The sequence below is a fragment of the Phyllobacterium chamaecytisi genome (assembly GCF_020164455.1).
GTDB classification, from domain to species: Bacteria; Pseudomonadota; Alphaproteobacteria; order Rhizobiales; family Rhizobiaceae; genus Phyllobacterium; species Phyllobacterium chamaecytisi.
The window spans coordinates 146713-161016 of sequence record NZ_JAIQWW010000017.1; the positions used below are offsets into that span (position 1 = coordinate 146713).

Annotated in this window: 13 protein-coding genes and 1 pseudogene; 7 read left to right on the plus strand and 7 right to left on the minus strand. The window is 55.2% G+C overall.

Annotation, left to right across the window (positions count from 1 at the left end):
* Positions 1-5 precede the first annotated feature (5 nt).
* The 3 genes and pseudogenes from LB462_RS23150 to LB462_RS23160 all read right to left on the minus strand — a co-directional run.
* Positions 6-1004, minus strand: a complete 999-nt coding sequence (locus tag LB462_RS23150; RefSeq protein WP_224512879.1) for a GDP-mannose 4,6-dehydratase — start codon at positions 1002-1004, stop codon at positions 6-8.
* A 28-nt stretch (positions 1005-1032) separates the two neighbouring features.
* A complete protein-coding gene (gene gmd / locus LB462_RS23155) occupies positions 1033-2007 on the minus strand; it encodes a GDP-mannose 4,6-dehydratase (RefSeq protein ID WP_224512870.1) in 975 nt (324 codons plus the stop codon).
* Positions 2008-2102: 95 nt separating this feature from the next.
* Positions 2103-2240, minus strand: a pseudogene (locus tag LB462_RS23160) (hypothetical protein); the annotation flags it as partial.
* A 155-nt stretch (positions 2241-2395) separates the two neighbouring features.
* Between LB462_RS23160 and LB462_RS23165 the strand changes: the two are divergent.
* Positions 2396-3493, plus strand: a complete 1098-nt coding sequence (locus LB462_RS23165) for a rhamnan synthesis F family protein (RefSeq protein ID WP_224512881.1) — start codon at positions 2396-2398, stop codon at positions 3491-3493.
* Positions 3494-3571: 78 nt separating this feature from the next.
* Positions 3572-4126, plus strand: coding sequence for an NUDIX hydrolase (locus LB462_RS23170; protein ID WP_224512883.1), 555 nt, complete (start codon positions 3572-3574; stop codon positions 4124-4126).
* 27 nt (positions 4127-4153) lie between these two features.
* On the opposite strand, the gene LB462_RS23175 is transcribed toward LB462_RS23170, so the two are convergent.
* A complete protein-coding gene (locus tag LB462_RS23175; RefSeq protein WP_224512885.1) occupies positions 4154-4957 on the minus strand; it encodes an FkbM family methyltransferase in 804 nt (267 codons plus the stop codon).
* A gap of 198 nt (positions 4958-5155) precedes the next feature.
* Here LB462_RS23175 and LB462_RS23180 point away from each other — a divergent pair, with 198 nt between their 5' ends.
* The gene (locus tag LB462_RS23180; RefSeq protein ID WP_224512887.1) at positions 5156-5929 is read left to right on the plus strand and encodes a class I SAM-dependent methyltransferase; all 774 of its coding nucleotides are present in this window, start codon (positions 5156-5158) and stop codon (positions 5927-5929) included.
* Positions 5930-6042: 113 nt separating this feature from the next.
* On the opposite strand, the gene LB462_RS23185 is transcribed toward LB462_RS23180, so the two are convergent.
* Together LB462_RS23185 and LB462_RS23190 are read right to left on the minus strand one after the other, a co-directional pair.
* Entirely contained in the window at positions 6043-7137 is a 1095-nt protein-coding gene (locus LB462_RS23185) for an LCP family protein (RefSeq protein ID WP_224512889.1), read from the minus strand.
* 846 nt (positions 7138-7983) lie between these two features.
* The gene (locus LB462_RS23190; RefSeq protein ID WP_224512891.1) at positions 7984-9588 is read right to left on the minus strand and encodes a serine hydrolase; all 1605 of its coding nucleotides are present in this window, start codon (positions 9586-9588) and stop codon (positions 7984-7986) included.
* A gap of 277 nt (positions 9589-9865) precedes the next feature.
* Between LB462_RS23190 and LB462_RS23195 the strand changes: the two genes are divergently transcribed.
* The 4 genes from LB462_RS23195 to LB462_RS23210 all read left to right on the plus strand — a co-directional run bounded on the left by LB462_RS23195 (position 9866) and on the right by LB462_RS23210 (position 13690).
* The gene (locus LB462_RS23195) at positions 9866-12028 is read left to right on the plus strand and encodes a mechanosensitive ion channel family protein (RefSeq protein WP_224512893.1); all 2163 of its coding nucleotides are present in this window, start codon (positions 9866-9868) and stop codon (positions 12026-12028) included.
* A 33-nt stretch (positions 12029-12061) separates the two neighbouring features.
* The gene (locus LB462_RS23200; protein ID WP_224512895.1) at positions 12062-12385 is read left to right on the plus strand and encodes a hypothetical protein; all 324 of its coding nucleotides are present in this window, start codon (positions 12062-12064) and stop codon (positions 12383-12385) included.
* Between the two features lie 274 nt (positions 12386-12659).
* A complete protein-coding gene (locus LB462_RS23205) occupies positions 12660-13472 on the plus strand; it encodes a DUF2092 domain-containing protein (RefSeq protein ID WP_224512898.1) in 813 nt (270 codons plus the stop codon).
* Positions 13469-13690, plus strand: a complete 222-nt coding sequence (locus tag LB462_RS23210; protein WP_224512900.1) for a hypothetical protein — start codon at positions 13469-13471, stop codon at positions 13688-13690. The genes LB462_RS23205 and LB462_RS23210 overlap by 4 nt, the downstream gene beginning before the upstream one ends.
* A 138-nt stretch (positions 13691-13828) precedes the next feature.
* Here LB462_RS23210 and LB462_RS23215 read toward each other — a convergent pair whose 3' ends face one another.
* Positions 13829-14269, minus strand: coding sequence for a PPC domain-containing DNA-binding protein (locus LB462_RS23215; protein ID WP_224512902.1), 441 nt, complete (start codon positions 14267-14269; stop codon positions 13829-13831).
* Positions 14270-14304: the final 35 nt, after the last annotated feature.

Consider the following 14304-nt stretch of genomic DNA (forward strand, 5'->3'; position numbering starts at 1 on the left):
GAACTTCAACGAGCAGGGGAGGCTCGGATTGCGTGACGGCTCGCCGCATTCTCTTTCCAATACTCAAATACCTCGGTCAAGGTTTGTTCAAATGGGATTGTAGGTCGCCAGTTGAGTGTGTGGAGCGCTGCGGCCGCATCACCGGATGCGCTTTCAACTGCACTGGCGCGCAGTCGCTTTGGATCAAACTGGACGTCGATTTTCTGGCCGGATATATTAATCAACAGATCAAGAATGTCTTGTATTCGTCGTGTCTTCCCTGACGCAAGATTGAATACTTGTCCGTGACTGCCCGGAAAATCAAAAAGGGCTACGTCAGCATAAGCCCGAACCACATCACGCACATCTAGAAAATCTCTATACGCCGTCAGGTTGCCTACATTAATAATGGGTGACCTGAGGCCGGCAGAAATCTCCGCCAATTGCTTTGCAAATGCTGCAACAACATAAGCGTCAGTTTGGCCCGGTCCAGTGTGATTGAACGGCCGAAAACGAATGGTGTTCAGACCCTCGTGGGCAAGCTGCCCGATCAGTACATCGGCCGCTGCCTTGCTAGCCCCATATGCGTTCATGGGCTTGAGAACGGCGTTCTCGTCGATCGGCTTACCCATGGAATCGTTGAACGACTCTCCGTACGTTTCCGAGCTGCTTACAAAGATGAATCGCGCATCCGGCGCTGCCTCCATTGTTGCGTAAGCCATGTTCATGGTGCCGGTGACATTGATGTCCCAGGCTAGTCGTGGCGCTTTGTGCGCCTCGGTTGGTGCCGCTACAGCCGCTAAATGAATGATTGCGGTTGGTTGACAATCGTCGACAAGTTTGACGAGCTGATCATATTTCCGCACATCCAAAGTGGGGAGCGAGGTCGTCCCGTGGCCGAAGGGAAATATGGTAATATCCAATTCGTGCTCGCGAGACTTCAGTTCCCGCTGAAGCCAAGATCCGACGAATCCGTTGGCACCGGTTATGAGGATACGATGTTCAAAGGACGTGTCTGATTTCATTGTTCCACTCTTTTCGAGCTTGCTGCATTCATTTGGTCAATCGCTTCAAATCGGCTTCGACCATTTCAACGATCATGTCTTCGAGCGATATCTTCGGTTCCCAGCCGAATTTGTCCTTGGCCTTCTTGGGATTGCCCAAAAGGACATCGACTTCCGCCGGGCGGAACAGGGCAGGGTCGATGATGAGGTGGTCGTCGATGTTCAGACCCGCATGGCTAAAGGCGATCTCGCACATGTGGCGGACAGTGGTGGTGCGGCCCGTTGCAATGACATAATCGTCGGCAACGTCTTCCTGCACCATCATCCACATGGCACGAACATAGTCCTTGGAATGACCCCAGTCCCGCTTGGCATCGATATTGCCAAGGCGCAGTTCCTTGGCAAGGCCAAGCTTGATGCGTGCGACGGCATCGGTGACCTTGCGCGTGACGAACTCGATGCCGCGCAGCGGCGATTCATGATTGAACAGAATACCGCTCGAGGCATGAAGCCCGAAGCTTTCCCGATAATTGACCGTCAGCCAGTGACCATAGAGCTTGGCAACCGCATAGGGCGAGCGTGGATAAAACGGCGTGGTTTCGGACTGCATCGGTTCCTGAATAAGCCCGTACATCTCCGAGGAGGAAGCCTGGTAGAACCGAGCATCGGGTTTTTCAAGCCGCACCGCCTCAAGCATGTTGGTGACGCCGAGCGCCGTAACCTGACCGGTCAGGAAAGGCTGCTGCCAGGACGATTTGACGAATGATTGTGCGGCAAGATTATAGACCTCGTCGGGCTTGACCTCCTTCATCGTGCGAAGCAGCCCGGAAAGGTCGAGCAAATCGCCGTCGACGATATGGACATCGTTCTCGATCCCCAGCCATTCGAGCCGGGTCAGGTTCACTTCCGAGGTACTGGAACGCCGTGCCAGACCATGAACCTCATAGCCCTTGTCCAACAGAAGCTGCGCAAGATATGCACCGTCTTGTCCCGTTATGCCTGTTACCAATGCTTTCTTGGCCAACTAATCTCTCCGTCGATAATTTCATGTCTGCGCCCGGCCTGTCCGTGGGCTGGACCAGAGCGTTCTGTCCTGTCGCTGAAATCTATTGCCGCCCGGTATACATCCTCAAACCGGATGATGTCATCCTCGCCGAGATAATCCCCGCTTTGTACCTCGATCATCACAAGACGCATGATTCCGGGATTTTCAAGGCGATGTTTATGGCCGCAAGGAATATAAGTCGATTCATGTGTTAGCTATTAGAGTGTCGCACGCGGTCGTCAATCCCCTTTGTAGTGCCTGGTGTTGGCTACTTCGGCTCGGCATCGAAGTCAGGAGAAGTGGTCCACTTGACTATCCTCGGGAAGCCGTTAAGTCCACCAGACAACATGTCTGCGCTGGAGTTCTTGTGATCCTTAAAGTCATCAGACGAATTGCTATGATTCCGTTGCGCCGGCTTGTCCGCTTTCTATATCACGACTTAAGGGTTCTAAAAGCTTGGTCAGAGCGTCGATGCCTATCAAGACCGCCCAAGATCGATCATCACGTTGGGGCGCAAGCGGAGCAGGGGGATGTCTACGCAGTTTACTTGATATGGCAGCCGAAAGCGTTTCCCTGGTACGTTACAAACGCTTTGTCGGCCTTCAACGCCTTGGGTATTAACGTCATTGCGGTGGTCAACCATCCGTTGAACGATGAACGGTTATCTGAGCTCAAGAAGCATTGCGCACACATCCTGATCAGGAATAACAACGGTTTTGATATTGGCGGTTACCGAGACGCCACGCTCTTCATTCGGGACAGGCTAAGGCCGCGTCGCGTCTGCTATTTAAATGATAGCGTCTATTACTTTAAAGAAGGTTTGCCAGACTTATTCAACAGGCTGGCAAATTCGACAGCTGATATTGCTGCCCCGTTCGAAAATCACGAATATACGTACCACATTCAGTCTTTCTGTATCAGTGTAAATCATCGGATTTTCTTCAGTGAAGAATTTCAGAATTTCTGGCAAAACTACCTGCCGGTTAATTCCCGGCTTTGGACAATCAACAAAGGCGAAAAGGGTTTGACCGCCGCCATCGCCCCGATAGCCGAAAGCGTCGAAATATTCTATACGCCAGATCAGTTGCGGCCTCATTTGGACGCACTTTCGCGGGATCAATTGCAAAAGCTGAGCGGCTATCTTCCGCGGTTGGTGCGCGCGAAAGAGGCTGAACTGCAAAAATTGTCGAAGCCGGCGTTCGTGAAGGAAATGTGCCGGCGCATAGCGACCCGTTCTCAAATACATACGGGCGCATTTCTTTATCAACGCTTTATGGGTTGTCCTTTGATGAAGCGAGATTTGTATTACCGGCTGCAGTTCAGCCTGAATGAGATCGAAGAGCATCTCCATGAAGTCCGAACCGACGATCACTTTGAGGATATCTTGGTCGAGATGAAGCAAAAAGGTTCAGGTCGGGATTTGTCCTACTGGAATATGGTCAGATTCGCGGAAGGCCTCCTTTAGTTGCAGCGACCATTGTCGACATTGCAAAAACCGCCCGTCGTGTTCAAGCCGCGGCATAATCACAGAAGATGAAGCGCAATGATTGAACCTTGGAAAGTTATGTCGAGCCGGGTTGAACTGGAAGATCGCTGGATCAAGGTCAGATCCGATAGCTGTCGCCGCAGCGACGGAGTCGTTATCGAACCGTACTACGTGCTGGAGTACCCGGATTGGGTCTGCGTTTTACCCATCACGTCACAAGGCGATGTTGTCCTGACAAAGGAATATAGGCACGGGGCCGGTTTAGTGGTCACGGGTCTACCCAGTGGCGTTGTCGACAAAACAGATATCACACCAATGAACACGGCCAAGCGCGAGCTTTTGGAGGAAACGGGTTATGCGAGGAGCCAGCACGTTATCGCGCTCGGTTCACTCTATGCCAATTGGACCAATCAGGACAATATGATCCACTACTTCCTCGCACTTGATGCCAAACTCACCGGCCGGCCCAAGCTAGACGCCTCGGAGGAGATCGATGTCGTACTTGCTCCGTGGGATGAGGTTCGTACGACACCGTTGCTTCGCTTGAGCCACCATATGGCCTGTGTTCATCTCGCGGAAAAACATTTCTCCGTGGCTCCTCAGAGGCCGTAGTGTCGACACGTAGTGTGGTTTCTCATCTCAAGCAAAGACGGAAGGCCAAATTTCGGCCTTTTCTCTTGGAACGAGAAAAAAGTCCCAATAGGAACGATCACAGACGTACACCCACTCCTTGCGCGACTTTACAAGATTGCCGAATAAATCGGATATCCCATAACCATTCTCGTCGGCCCAATCATAGAGGCTTTCGGCAGTCAGTCCGTACAGGCTGTAGGTAGGACTGCCATACTCAACACTTATGATAGGGCGGGTGCGCGCAATAACCTCATGTCCTCCCTTCAGAGCCGAAATCTCGTGCCCTTCGGTGTCAATTTTGATGAAGTCGATCTTTGGGATACCCGTGAACTCGATATCGAGGGTGCTGATTTCAACCTTTATAACTTTTGCGCCGCGATCTTCGCTCGTCGTTCGCTCCTTAAAACCCGACTCTCCGATTGATTTCGTCATATGCAGAAATTCACCCCATCCGGGTTCAGATGACAATGCCTTTAGGCGCAGATCGATGACCTTGCCATGACGTGAGTGAACAATAGCGACAAAATCGGGGACCGGTTCAAAACCCACAACGTAACCGTTGGGACCCACGCATTCTTTCAATCTATCAAAATGCACCCCATGGTTGACGCCGATATCAATAGCGACGTCACCATCTTTCAGAAAACGGCAATAGCCATCTGCCAAAATATCCTCGTATTGTGGAATAATGCCTGATTGATGAAGTCTGAGGCATTGGTCGGCTGTTTCGGTGGCAGATTTTCCGCTTATTTTTACAGGTTGCTGACCTGAAAGCCATCGGGCTAGGTAGTTTCTTGCTTGACGTATCATTGGGTCCCCCTCCAACGAAGATAATATCCCGTTGAGGATTATATTCAACCTCCCGACTACCGTAGGTCGCAGTTGATTCATTCTTAAGTAGTTGCTGCAGCGGTGAGTAAAATGACGCTCATTCAGGAATGCCCCGTAAACCTGTTGACGCGCCTCGATTCCTCGGTTGATAACCAAATCAGACACTTGGGGGAATGAATGGATAAACTTGTGCACGCCAGAATGTTTTTGCAGCGGATCAAAAGGCGGTTGAAGCCTAGCAGACGGCCCTTGACCGGAAACATCCCAACCAGAATCAACATAGGTTGCGGCTACGATAAAAGGCCGGGATATCTGAATCTCGACAGTGATCCGGCTTGCAAACCTGATGTCCTAGTTCGGGATCATGATCTTTATTTTCTGCCGCGCGGACACTTTGATGAGGTCACAGCAAAAGACGTTTTAGAACACATCCCACACGCCTTTATGATGAATGCGCTGTTCGATTGGGCATGGCTTCTGAAGCCTGGTGGCAAGCTATTTGTTCAAACATCGTGGATATACGGCATCATCGACCTCATGCGCAAAGAAGGAACCTTCGAGTACATTCATAATTGGCGTGTTTGTCTCTTCGGCAATCAGGTCCACTCTGGAGATTTCCATCTCAACGGGTTCACCGAGGAAACGTTGCGGGTCTATCTCGCCGCCGCCGGCCTGGCACATGACGGGTTTCAATTCCAAGATGGCTGGCTAATATCGACGTGGGCGAAGAAGGTTGAGGACTGGCAGTATCTTTACGACATGCCAGACTATAGGCAATTCCTTGCTGAGGCGTACGAGCTTTTCCTTGGCAAAACTCCGGACGAAAATCTGTTCCGAATGTACCGGCGAACGCCTGCCGGATCAAAGGCGCGCTATCATCAATTACGGGCAATCGTTGGCAGTGATGAGCGGCTGTTTAAACTAGGCAATCAATTAGAAGCGGCAGGGTAGCTGCAAACACACGATTTACCGCAAATGGGCCGTGCGTCGGCTATTAGCGGCGCGAACCTGTTTTGGCTCCCTCGATAGCATCACGCGGACGTCAGCGCTGCATCATAGCTGGCCTAGCCGGCTGGACGTGTGCAGGGAGCGGTCGCGGCCGCCGCTTCTGGGAAGTAAGGAACGGTATCCTTCGTGGGTGGCAGGATGGACTGGGTATCCCTGACCTTGATCGCGGTGAAGGGCTTGTCGGCGGCGATCGACCGGAACAGTTTCTTGGCCGGTCCCTGGAGCCACTCTATCCGGCCGGGGTAGCTGGTCGAGTAGCGCCACGGCGTGATGACGAAGTGGATATTATCGGACGACAGCCTGCGGGTAATGAGTCCGAGGTCTAACATCACGCCGAGTGTGAGGGCAGGGTCGGTGGTAATGGACTTGGTAGCCGTGTTGAGGAAGCCAAGCAGCCTGACCGGGTTGATCAGAGTCCAGCTGCTCAGCGTCTTCTTCGCCATGGCGACGACGAAATCCTGCTGGCGCTGGATGCGGCCGATGTCGGACCTGTCGCCAATACTGTGACGGGTACGGACGTATCCCAGCGCCTGTTCGCCCTGCAGCGTCTGCCACCCGGCGGGCAGGTCGAGCTGTACGTAGTTGTCGCGGATCGGCTCGGGGATGCAGAGGTCCACCCCGCCAATCGCATCCACCATCCCTTTGAAGCCTGTGAAATCAACCGTGACGAAGTGGTCGATGTGGATGCCGGTGAGCGCTTCCATGGTCTTCCAGGTACAGCCGATACCGCCGAAGCTGAACGAGGAGTTTATCATGCCGAGACGGCGCTGCTGACCCGGCCGCCTTTCCCCGGAGCGGCAGGCTGGAAGCTGGACCAGCGAGTCGCGCGGGAAGCTGATCACGGCCGCCTCGCTCCGTGTGGGGGACAGGTGCACGAGCATGATGATGTCCGCACGCTCCCCTGCGTACCTGTCGTCTCGCTGGTCCGACCCGACGACGAGGATGTTCAGCGCATCGGTCGGTGCCTTTGCCGGGCGGACGTCGCCCAAATCCTCGCGGGTGACTTCGATGTGACTGATGTTGCGGGTGAGCTTCGCGTACACGGTGGCAGGCAGCAGCGCGATGAGGATGACAACAATGAGTGACCACCGCAGGCGGCGCTGGGGCTTGTCCTCGGCTGCCGGCTGCTCGTCGATCACCCCACCGCTCACGTTATTCTCCAGGAGAGGCCGGGCCAATAGCCGCACTTGGCAAGGGCTTTGACCCAGCACGTTCCCTGCCAAATAGGATTCTAGTCATACGTATTTAAAACGCAAGGGCAGGGCAGCCGTAGCGGCGGCGTCATAGGAGCTGCTTTCTCAACGCTGGACATCGTTCCCCTGCAATGTCTTCGCGGTCGCAACTAGACTGAAAAGATGATAATTGGCGAAGTCACCTGAACGATATCCATCGGGGAATGCTGAAATGAGATTAGCTTGCTACGTCTTGATTGCCACCGCTTTCGTCTTTTTATCTGCGTGTACGACTACTCCTAGTGTCGACAGCAATTTAGCGACCAGCTCCCTCAGAAACTCGGTATATGACGAGTGTGGATGGGCCCCGGACTCGTCTAGTCTCGCGAGCTTGATACCTGCCATTTCAACGGGCCGGGACGGATTTCAAAGAATTACAAAAGCAGTATGCGCTGCGGCGAAGGTTGCACCGGCTCCGATTTCCCCGGGAGATCAGATTACGATAGAGGTCGAGGGGAAATCGGTTCGCGGGAGGTTCCTTGAACCGGGAGAGAAACTCGCGCAAGATTGATAGAACAAACGCTGCACCCGGAACTACAGTTTCAAGTTGGATGACCATTGCGGCGAGCAATGAGCATGGTCGTTGGAATCAGCGCGTTGCTTCGCAGTCATTGCTGTGAATAAGTGAACGCTTGAGCCTGCGATTCCTGTTTCTATGTCTCTGGTTTCGGCGCTTGCCGAGCGCGTGAATGTGGCCGAGATATAACCTCCATTCAAGCTACGTTCGAGGCGCTTCCAAGATGGCTCTTGGCTGCGGGAGCGAAGCTAAGGCGATGCGGGGCGGTCAGTCTCGATGCGAGTCAACACGCCAAGTCCAAGTTCGTTCAGATCGTCGATCTTGACCTGGGCCGCCTTTTGATCTGACCCAATTTCGAACGTGACCGCAACGGGCATGGTCGGCATCTCCGCGGATGGCCGGTAGGTGTAGAGGTCTCGATCAAAATGGCTGAGCGGGAAAACCGCCTTGCCTTTTGGCCCAAGGCGGATTTCGAGCGTGCCATCTTTTTCGGCTACTACTGCCTTGCCAATATAAGGATTGAAGTAGGTGCCGGCATAGGCAGACAGCGGCAGCGCTGGCAGCGGGGAGGCGGGCGGTGTCCCGTAACGCTTGATCGCGGCCTCGATCGCCGGCCCAAAGAGCTGCCCGTAGATGTTGTTCCATTCGATAACCCAGTCCTGCGTCGTCTTTCCGGTCATCACGAGCTCGAAGAACGTGTCGGCAAGCCCCTCGGGAACACCCGTCGGGAAGGCGTTGCTAAGGACGACGATGCCGAGTTCCTCGGCGGGGAGCAAACTGACCAGCGTCCGTGCGCCGGTGCTGAACGCGCCGGCATGGCCCCAAACTTCGCCGTACCGGCCATACTCCACATTCCAGCCAAGTCCGTAGAACGACCATCCGCCGGTCACCGGGTTTTTGCCGCGCGCCATCAGCGGCAGATGGGTTTGGCTGATCGCTTCTGCGTCGATGAGCGGCTTGCCGTCATAATTGCCGTTGCCGAGCTCAAGCCGGAGCCATTGAGCGAGGTCCCGCGCATTGGAGCTGACGCCGCCTGCGGGTGACTGCGCGTCGGGATCGCGCTTGGCAAGCGCACTCCATTTGCCGTCGAGCTGGGCGTGGAGGGTAGCGCGGTTTGTTCGCGTCAGGAAATCGGCGTAGCGCGAGCTGGTTGATGACATTCCAAGCGGTTTGTACAGCTTCGCCTCTGCCGCATCCTCCCAGCTCATGCCTGCCGCCTTGGCCACAGCGACCGCGCCCGCGGTAAGGCCGAAATTGCTGTAGGAGTAGCCGGATCGAAAGCTGCTCTCCGGCTTGACCTGGCGGAGCCGTTGAAGAATCGCTTCGCGGTCATAGCCGATCTCTTCGAGTTCGTTTCCGGCCCCTCCGGGGAGGCCGCTGCGGTGAGAGAAGAGATCGCGCACGGTCACTTGTGTGGTCGGATAGGCGTCGTAAAGCTGGAACGATGGATCGATGTCGGCAATCCGCGAATCCCAACTCGCCACCCCTTCGCTCACAATCGCCGCCACGACAGTCGAGGCCATCGGCTTGGAGAACGAGGCAAGTTGAAACACCGTATCGGCGTCGACCAGATCACTCTTGCCTTCTTCCCTGACGCCGAAGCCTTTCAAGTAGACCACCTCATCCTGATAGACGACGGCAATAGAAATACCCGGAACCCCGCCATTGGCGATGACTTGTTGCGCCGCCTCTTCCAACTTTGGCAAAGCTGCCAAGATCTTGTCTTTTGTCGCGTGCTCGAAAGACTGGGCCTGGCTGGCAATTGGTTCAATGCCCACCAACACTACCCCAACGAGAAGTTGCAGGCACAAAACGCGGATATGCCTGGCATATCGCTTTGCAGCTTCGGTCATCTCCATTCCCCTCGCATGGTGATGGCCTAACGATACACGAACTGTGTGATGCTTGCTCGACTTTCCTTCGCGATGAACCTGGAGGTTTTACTGTTATTGAGTCGTGTCCGGAGCAAAAGTCGGGATGAGATCCGGGGAGCGAGCAAAGGTCGTTGGTAACGCGGCCAGGTTCAATGACTCCGGGCCAGAGCATGCAGGAAATGCGCCAGCGCACCATTTGTTTTTGAGACGGGCCGTCTTCTTGAGCGTATAGTATAAAGAATGTCAGGGGATTTGAATGCACATAGCTGCAATCCGAGACTTGACCGCCAAGGTAAGCGTCCTGCTGGCGTTGAGCCTCGCTTTATTGTGGGTGTCGCCTTCGCCAGCGCAGACCGCGGCAGCACCGCCCCCTCCCGCAAAGGTTGAGGAACTCATCAAGCTCCTGGATGATCCGGAAATCAAAGCGTGGATCACCACAAAAGGTGCGCCGCCGCCCGCTGCTGAGGTACCTGTTGTACCCAGAGCGAGCGACTTCATGGTCTGGTCGAGCGCCGTTCGTGCGCACTTGCGCGGCATCGTACAAGCCATTCCGGCAGCACCCGCTGAGTTTTCGGGGGCACGCTCCACGATCATGATCGAAATCAATGATCGGCGTCCGGCATCGATCCTGTTCCTCTTCGTTGCGTTTGCCGCGCTTGGCTTCGGTGCCGAATTTGTCGTCCGACGTATTTTCGTCCGCGCGGGCAGACGAATGGCTGCGCCCGCCACGATGGAGGGGGCGCCCAAACGTCACCATATGATCGGCCGCTCGATTTTCGCGGCCATCGCTCCTTTACTGGTCTTTGCTTTGGCCAGCATCGGTGCTTTCCACGCCTTCACTTGGCCGCCGCTTCTGGCCATGCTTGTCCTTCCCATGCTGGTGGCCCTTATCGCTTGGCGCGTGATCATGCAGATTACAGCCATACTGCTCGGAATAGTCCGGGGGCAAGTAAGCGGCGAGAGCCCAGTCGTGGTGCGCCTCATCCCCATGGACGATGCGGCGGCGGCGTTCTGGTATCGGCGTGTCGCCTACTTTGCGGGAATATTCTTCACAGGTTGGACCGCAGCGGCCTTAATGACGGCGCTCAATTTTACCCCCAACGTCAAGAGCCTGATCCTCTATATACTCGGCCTTGGCCTTCTGGCAGTCGCACTCGAAACCGTCTGGAACCGCCCCCAAGCGAACGTTGCCTCCCGAGCGTATCGGGTCAAGGAGTGGCTGCTCACATTCTATATGTGCCTGCTCTGGTTGTTGTGGGTCGCTGGCATGAGCCTTGCTCTGTGGGTCGGCATATACGCCCTCGTCCTCCCGCCGATATTGAGAACGACCAGTACTATCGTTAAATCGTTTTTCGGCAGCCCCGGAGATACCCTAAAGACTGGAAATCCCGTGTTTGAAGTGCTCATAGAGCGGGGCGCGCGGGTCGTCATCATCATCCTTGCAGTCGCTTGGCTCGCCGCCGTTGTTCGACTTCGGGCAATGGGTTTGATGAACGATGAGGCCGCAAGCCGTATGACCCGAGGCGTCTTGAGCGGCATTGTTATCCTTCTGGCAGCCGATCTCATCTGGCATATGGCCAAGGGCCTCATCAATCAGCGCATTGAACGCGCCCGCATCGCAGGTGGCGATGAAGCTGCGCTGGCCCGCAGCGGACGGCTGATGACGTTGCTACCGATCCTGCGCAATTTCCTCGCTGTGCTCATCGCCGTCCTCGCGGTCCTGATGGTTCTGTCCGGCCTTGGTGTGGCGATCGGCCCATTGATTGCGGGTGCGGGCATTTTCGGCGTCGCGATCGGCTTCGGCTCGCAGTCGCTGGTCAGGGACATCATCAGCGGCATCTTCTACATGACCGATGATGCATTTCGCGTCGGAGAATACATCAAGAGCGGCACCTACATGGGCACCGTTGAATCCTTCGGCATCCGCTCGGTTAAACTGCGCCACCACCGCGGTCCGATTTTCACCGTTCCGTTCGGTACGCTGGGTGCGGTGCAGAACATGAGCCGGGATTGGGTCATCGACAAGTTCCTCATCTCGGTCAACTTCGACGCCGACCTCGCCAAGGTCAAAAAATTGGTGAAGGGTGTTGGTGCGGCGCTGCTCGAGGATGAGGAACTTGGCCCGCAGATCATCGAGACAGTCAAGATGAAGGGCGTGGAGGCCTTTAGCGACTATGGCATCAACCTGAGCTTCGCCGTGATGACAAAGCCCGGCCACCAGTCTTCCGTCCGGCGTCGCGCCTACGCAATGATCCGCGAAGCCTTTGCGTTGAACGGCATCGGCTTTGCCTCACCAACGGTGCAGGTCGCAGGCGGCGAGGATCATTCGGGAAATGCCATGGCCGCCGCTTCCGGCGAAACCATTGCACGCAAGAAGGCTGCTGATGCCAAATTGAAATTGGTGGAGGGCGAAAGCTGAAGGCTATCAACAGGGATTTGGGAGGATCGAAAAATGAGCGTGTTCGTGGCCGAGATTTTGGGACGGGGAATTGTCGCCTTCGACGCGGCGAATGAAGATGATGCGAGGATGCGTCTGTCGGATGAGGCGTTACGGCGGGACCTGCATGTGTTTCAAAACCAGGGCCGTTGCCTCTGGGACGGTGTCGCGGAAATCAATTTACGTGGAGCGCTCCCGAAGGAAGCCGAAACCTGGCAAGCCAGCCGCGCGACGGGTAGCCAATTGGGCGAGGACTGGCGAATCTTCCTGCTCCCAGTTGTCGATCCGTCGAGATTCGACGATGACGACGACGATGATGACCGAGACAATGGCGATTAGACCCCAGGCGTTCCTACGCGATTGTCGGTCCTCTCTTGTTGATGGAAGTCTTCTTCATTGGTGTCCGCCATCCATGCTTGCAATAGCGTATAAGCGGTCGCCAGGGGAGTGATCGGCGGCCTGGTGGCATTCGGCATGTTGGGGATTTTTGTCGGCCCGACGCTTAATTGAAATTTGTAGTGAGACGCGCTGTAGAGCGCAGCATTTGCTTTACCTCCGAGGGAACGCACGATCCGAGGGATCTGCAATAACAACACAAGGAAGGCATACTTCTATGATCACAACCGCTCATAATTCCATGCATTTCACCGCGACCGCGCTTTCATCGGCGGTCCTGGCGCTGATCATTGCGTCCGGAACACCGACGGGCGCATCGGCAGGAGAAGCCGAAGCCAAAACTATCCTCAAGGGGATGTCCGACTATCTTGCGGCGCAAAAGGCCATCTCCTTCAAATATGACACCAATCTCGAGGTCGTCACCAAGGAGCACCAGAAACTTCTGCTGGCAAGCTCGGGCACGATGGAAGTGGGCAGGCCAGACAAGATTCGAGCAACCCGCTCCGGCGGGTTTGCCAATGTCGAGATGACATTTGACGGCAAGACCCTGACGCTGCTCGGCAAGGATGACAATCTCTATGCCCAATTCGAAGTGCCGGGGACGATCGACCATTTGATCGACGAGCTGCGGTACACTTATAATAGGCCTGTGCCAGGTGCTGATCTCCTCCTGCCGGATGTCTACGCCGAGCTGATGCAGGATGTCATCGACGTGAAGGATCTCGGAAGTGGTGTGATCGGCGGCACCGAGTGCGATCATCTGGCATTCCGGGCGAAGGATGTCGACTGGCAGATATGGGTTGCCCAAGGCGCGGAGCCCTATCCGTGCAGGTACGTCATCACCGATCCCAAGGGCGATCGGGGCCCGCAATACAGCGTTCAAATCAGTGACTGGAAGACCGGGACTGATGTCGTTGCGGACAATTTCTCTTTCAAGGCCCCGACCAATGCCAAGAAGGTCGACGATCCGAAAAAACTCGTAAACATCGATGAAATTCCGGACCATTTTGCTGTGGGAGGCACCAAATGACCCTTTCAAGGAAACTCAAGATTGCACTGCTGACAGGGATCGTCTCGTCATTCCTGCTGGAAGGGGGAACGGAACTGCCCATTCCTGGCATCAGTTTTGTCACACTAGCAGAAGCAAGGGTCGGGCGTCCGCTCACCCCCGTGAGTGTTGCTGGTGCTGCACGGCGGACTACAAGGCGCACAGTTCGGCGCTGTGTGGCCGGAGTGTATGTCTGTTAGCATATGGGGCTAAATACCGTGTAGAGACAGTACAGCAGAGCCGTCTCAGTTGCATCTCGTCGGTCCGGCACCATTGCCTTGTCGTGCGTCGGGGACGACAAGGCCCAGCCACCGTAGGTGCATAATCCATGACGGCTTTTAGATTCTAAGTACATTCGCGCCAATATTGGCGTCCAATTTGCGCTCAAGTTTTCGCGAGTGCGCGGTAATGGTGATCTCAAGTGATCCAGTTCCGACCTCTAAAGCCAGAAGATGGCCGCCAACGGACGCGAACCTATGATCGCAAGCGACCCCGTGCGCATGAACTGAAGGTTTGCCATCTTTCCAAGCCAGCGTTCCGGTAATGCTTGCCATCTCGACGTTCTCGAACGATCCTGGATCGTATTGTTTCTTGACGAAATCGAAGAAGCCAAAAGTGACAGTCTTTGCGAAACCGAAGGCCGAGAAGCTCGCCGAGGGGATCTGTTCGCTATCCATCAACGCCTCAAGTTGGACAAACATGTTGTCCCCTTGAAGCAATACCATGAGATAGCCTGTCGGAGTCTTTGTGTACCTGACCGTCCCGGTGTCGCTGGCCACGATAGCCTCCTATGCGATTGTTGGGGTAATCCCGC

Bases quoted from the DNA above. Each gene is read 5' to 3' on its own strand.
- LB462_RS23150 (WP_224512879.1), bottom strand. From the start codon at position 1,004: ATGAAATCAGACACGTCCTTTGAACATCGTATCCTCATAACCGGTGCC.
- LB462_RS23170 (WP_224512883.1), top strand. From the start codon at position 3,572: ATGATTGAACCTTGGAAAGTTATGTCGAGCCGGGTTGAACTGGAAGAT.
- LB462_RS23175 (WP_224512885.1), bottom strand. From the start codon at position 4,957: ATGATACGTCAAGCAAGAAACTACCTAGCCCGATGGCTTTCAGGTCAG.
- LB462_RS23180 (WP_224512887.1), top strand. From the start codon at position 5,156: ATGGATAAACTTGTGCACGCCAGAATGTTTTTGCAGCGGATCAAAAGG.
- LB462_RS23190 (WP_224512891.1), bottom strand. From the start codon at position 9,588: ATGACCGAAGCTGCAAAGCGATATGCCAGGCATATCCGCGTTTTGTGC.
- LB462_RS23195 (WP_224512893.1), top strand. From the start codon at position 9,866: ATGCACATAGCTGCAATCCGAGACTTGACCGCCAAGGTAAGCGTCCTG.
- LB462_RS23200 (WP_224512895.1), top strand. From the start codon at position 12,062: ATGAGCGTGTTCGTGGCCGAGATTTTGGGACGGGGAATTGTCGCCTTC.
- LB462_RS23205 (WP_224512898.1), top strand. From the start codon at position 12,660: ATGATCACAACCGCTCATAATTCCATGCATTTCACCGCGACCGCGCTT.
- LB462_RS23210 (WP_224512900.1), top strand. From the start codon at position 13,469: ATGACCCTTTCAAGGAAACTCAAGATTGCACTGCTGACAGGGATCGTC.